Source organism: Ginsengibacter sp. (assembly GCF_057362405.1).
In genome coordinates this window covers 1-3825 of the sequence record NZ_JBMQQG010000133.1, presented here as the reverse complement: position 1 = coordinate 3825, position 3825 = coordinate 1, and the positions used below count along the sequence as shown (strand labels likewise).

Sequence of the window (3825 nt, the reverse complement as noted above, 5' to 3'; positions counted from 1 at the left end):
GGAATAGTTTTTAAATCGGCTGTCATGGCAGATTTTAACGAATAATATCCCACTATTCTAAACTTAGATTTTTCATCTTGCGACTTGCATTCAACAGATAAAAGCATTGAGCTTAAAGTCAATATTAAAATCAGATTTCCTTTCATGGCAATGGACGTTCTTTTATTAAATTTGAAGCCTGATTTTTCTTTTCTCCAATAAGCCGGCGATCCAGATTACAAAAAAAGCGACGAGAAAAGAACGAACAATTCCTCCTGCGCCCTCATTAAGAAATTTAGGATAATGGAAACCAGCGAGGGTGTAAACGGAATAAAGCAGGTAAGGAATTAGATAGGTGGTCAGCGTGCTCGTGCCACCCGGGCGTATTCCTTTGAACCAATTTTGTTTGCCTTTTATGTCAACAAGATAAATCAGTAATTCAAAAACAAGAATGCCAATACCAATACAAACGGCTACCCATGCGGGAGTAGCACGAATCTTTGAAATGCCGGCGGCGTAAGGCCTTATCAATAATCCAAACGTCAACAGGGCTAATCCCGACGCGGCAAATAAGAGCCATAACATTTTATCTTTTCCTTTACCGGCCAGTTCTTTGTATAAAAGTGAAATTACTATCCCCGCCATGGTTAAAGAAACAGAAGCCGCGTTACCAATAACCCACAGGGAAAATGTTAGCACATGGGTATGAAAAGCAACGTTAATAATCATGAATGCAACAAAGGCTGCAACCTGTACCCAAAGATTGCCTTTAGACAACAAATAAACAAAAGCGCAAACAAGATATGACCAGCCTATAATTCCTAAAATGCCCCACCAGTATGGCTTGAGACCGACAGGTGCATCAGGTTTGCCTCCCTTAAAAAGATAAGCCATGGTTATTAATGTCAAAACGCCGAGGCCCTGTAAAAAATATTTTTTTGATTTATTCATCTGTTCAGGGTAATCGATCCAGATAAGAAAGAAAGCAACCGTTATGAATATTTCCCAAACAGCAGAAGGTAAAATGGCAAGCTTGCTGTAGTTTTCAAGATTAACGTGAAAAAATCCCATTACTAATAATGCGATGGAACGGGTCAAAATATAAGTGGCCGTTTTATAAAATGAATCACCTCTTTTCATTCGTTTCATCAGGGCAAGAGGAATAGACAGACCAACTATAAAAAGAAATATGGGAAAAATAGTATCGGCAAAACCAAGCCCATCCTCGTTCATCTTCACATGCTCTATCCAGCCCGGAATATTAATAACGCCACTTACATCATTAACGAAAATCATGAAAAACATTGTTATGGCCCTGAATACATCTATTGACAGAAGACGTCGTGGAAGGTGTTTGCCTTTTGAAAGAATAGAATCTTGCAAAACGGGATTTGCAATTTCTCCTTCGGATATTCTCATGTTTTGGGTTTTGTTTTGTAATGGTAAAATCGAATATACGCTGATATTTGAAGAAAAATGAAATGTAAATTCGTCCTTATAAAATGCTTTATTCAAAATATTTCCTGAACGTTGTCTCGCAATCTTTGACCGTTCTAATTGAAGAATACTGCACCTGTCGTACCTTCCCGGTGATCCAAACAAAAGTTCAACATCAAATTTTGTGCTGCTAACGTTATGGCAGAAACGAAAATTTCTTCTATACTTATTCGTCTTCTTCCAGGTTACTCTTGTTTAAATTTCACAGTAATCAAAAAATTATGAAACAAGGAAATAAATCATTTCTTATACAATTCGTATTGCTGTCCATTGCGCCAAACCGTATTCGCCCATTCTCACTTGTCCTTCCATTTTATCTTTTCCGGCAATGCCGGTGAATTCGAAATTAAGCCGTACACCCTTCTTTGTATATGAGCTCCTTATTAACAAATTTGATCTGTACAAAGTTCCGGATAGGTCACGGTCTGCATAACTGCCACGATGAGTACCCGTTAAATCATTCCCGGATTGTTTTATTAGAAATTGTTGCCGATCTGAACCAGCTGCAAAAAAGATTTCAAGATTCCACTCACCACTAATGTCAAAATTGGCAGCAGCATTAGGCCTATCTATGACAGGAGGCATTGATAATACCTTGTAAACACTTTCCGCAATCAACTTTTCTTCGCCCTCTTCAAGCTGTGATGAGTTGATTAATATGTTGGGTTTAAAATTAGGTGGAAATGGAAGGTAACTTCCGGCACCGCTTACCGCAATCCTGGGCGACTGATCCCACAGCACATTTTCAACTTCATATCCCGTAAGAGGAATGATGGCTGGGTCCCATTGTACCAATAGGTCCGGTGAAGGATTTGACCTGCCCGTTGGTTGTTTAATTTCGGTGGTGACGCCTGGTATTTTTTTTATTTGACTGTTAATAGTCTCTAACCATGAAGTCCATTTGCGAAATTCTTCCCCATGATCACGTTTCGCCCACATTTCAACGGCTGTCCACATTCCGATGATTTCTTCCCTGCCTACTTTATAGCCTCTTCCGAAACCATGGTGTGGAGCGCTGGTAACCCAGGCTGCTTGTACAAGATCTTTGCGACCAATCAGCAAGCCGGAGCATTGCGGGCCATTTAAATATTTTCCACCGCTGTATGCTACAAGGTCTGCACCCTTGGATAAATGCGGATTGGGAAGAGATAATCCTTCTGCCGCCGCATCTACCAGGATTGGAATGTGAAGTGGTTTTACAATTGAGGATATCGCATTTATAGAAAGAGGGCCATTTTCAGATTGCTCACCTGCTAAGACGAGAACCATTGCGGTCCTCGCATTTAAAGCCGCCTTTAATTCATCTGCAGTTTCGACTTCGATCATGCTTACACCGACACCTTTAACTGCAGATTCATAAGCGGTCCAGGAATAAGTGGGAATGATCACTTCATTTTTCATACCCCCGAGATCAGGAAGCTTCCAAAGGTTGTCAGGATTCCCCCCTGTTACAATCCCCGCACAACCCACAATCAAAGCTCCTGTTGCGCCGGTCGTGACGATGCCCCATTCAGCACCAGTAAGGGTTGCCAGGCGTTTTGCAACACCTTCCATAAGTTCATCGATCTGTACGTAGTGCCGGGTAGCAGCTCTCATGGCTTTTTCCACTTCCGGCAACATGCGTGTTGCTCCGATTATCGTTACGGTGCCGCGGGCATTTATTACGCTGCGAACCCCGATGGAATCGTAGATGTTTTCAGTTGTTTCTTTTCCTGGGGTAAGCGTGGGTAAATTCTGAATATTTTCGGAAGTAGGCACTTGTGCTTCGGTTCCTGTTGCGAATCCGCTTCCAATGGCTCCTCCAATAAAAGGAAACATTGCCAGATCTTTGATTAACTTCCTGCGCTTCAAGATATTTTCATTTGAAATTATTTTCAGGATAACTCATTTGAATTCTTTGCATTTTTCTTTTATGAGAATATTTCCTTTACCCTTCTTGCAACGATTTTTTCTTCTCCGGGTTTAAGCATAAACACAGTTATATTAAACCCGCCTTCTTTATTTCCTATTACTTCAATTGAAGGATCACCGGTTCTTAATTTTTCCTGGAACTCTTCAAGGCTCATATTTATTTTAGCCTTATCCCATACTACGTGCAAAGTAGGCGTATGATTGGCAATAGGTGGAACGATGATCGTAGTTTCGACTCCATCAATATTTTTGATTGAGTTATTGATCAGGTTAATCCTGTCTTCCCACATTTTCCACTCTTTGTCGTGATCCTGGTTTACATACTTGTCTAAAGCGGCATACATGCCAAGCATCTCCTCTTTATTCACCTTCATGCCGCGGCCGATAGTAACGCCGTTGGGAGAATCATTGAGACGGGCAGCAGCGATGATTTCTTTT

2 protein-coding genes and 1 pseudogene are annotated in these 3825 nt (G+C 41.0%); all 3 read right to left on the bottom strand.

What is annotated here, in order from left to right:
• Positions 1-165: 165 nt before the first annotated feature.
• A complete protein-coding gene (locus ACO1O5_RS10955) occupies positions 166-1398 on the bottom strand; it encodes a DUF5009 domain-containing protein (protein ID WP_486270122.1) in 1233 nt (410 codons plus the stop codon).
• 324 nt (positions 1399-1722) lie between these two features.
• On the bottom strand, positions 1723-3294 hold the full coding sequence (locus ACO1O5_RS10950) for an aminotransferase class V-fold PLP-dependent enzyme (RefSeq protein WP_486270120.1): 1572 nt from the start codon (positions 3292-3294) through the stop codon (positions 1723-1725).
• 92 nt (positions 3295-3386) lie between these two features.
• A pseudogene (locus ACO1O5_RS10945) lies at positions 3387-3825 on the bottom strand (selenocysteine synthase); the annotation flags it as partial.

Coding starts and splice junctions, on each gene's coding strand:
- ACO1O5_RS10955 (WP_486270122.1), bottom strand. CDS start 1,398: ATGAGAATATCCGAAGGAGAAATTGCAAATCCCGTTTTGCAAGATTCT.
- ACO1O5_RS10950 (WP_486270120.1), bottom strand. CDS start 3,294: ATGTTTCCTTTTATTGGAGGAGCCATTGGAAGCGGATTCGCAACAGGA.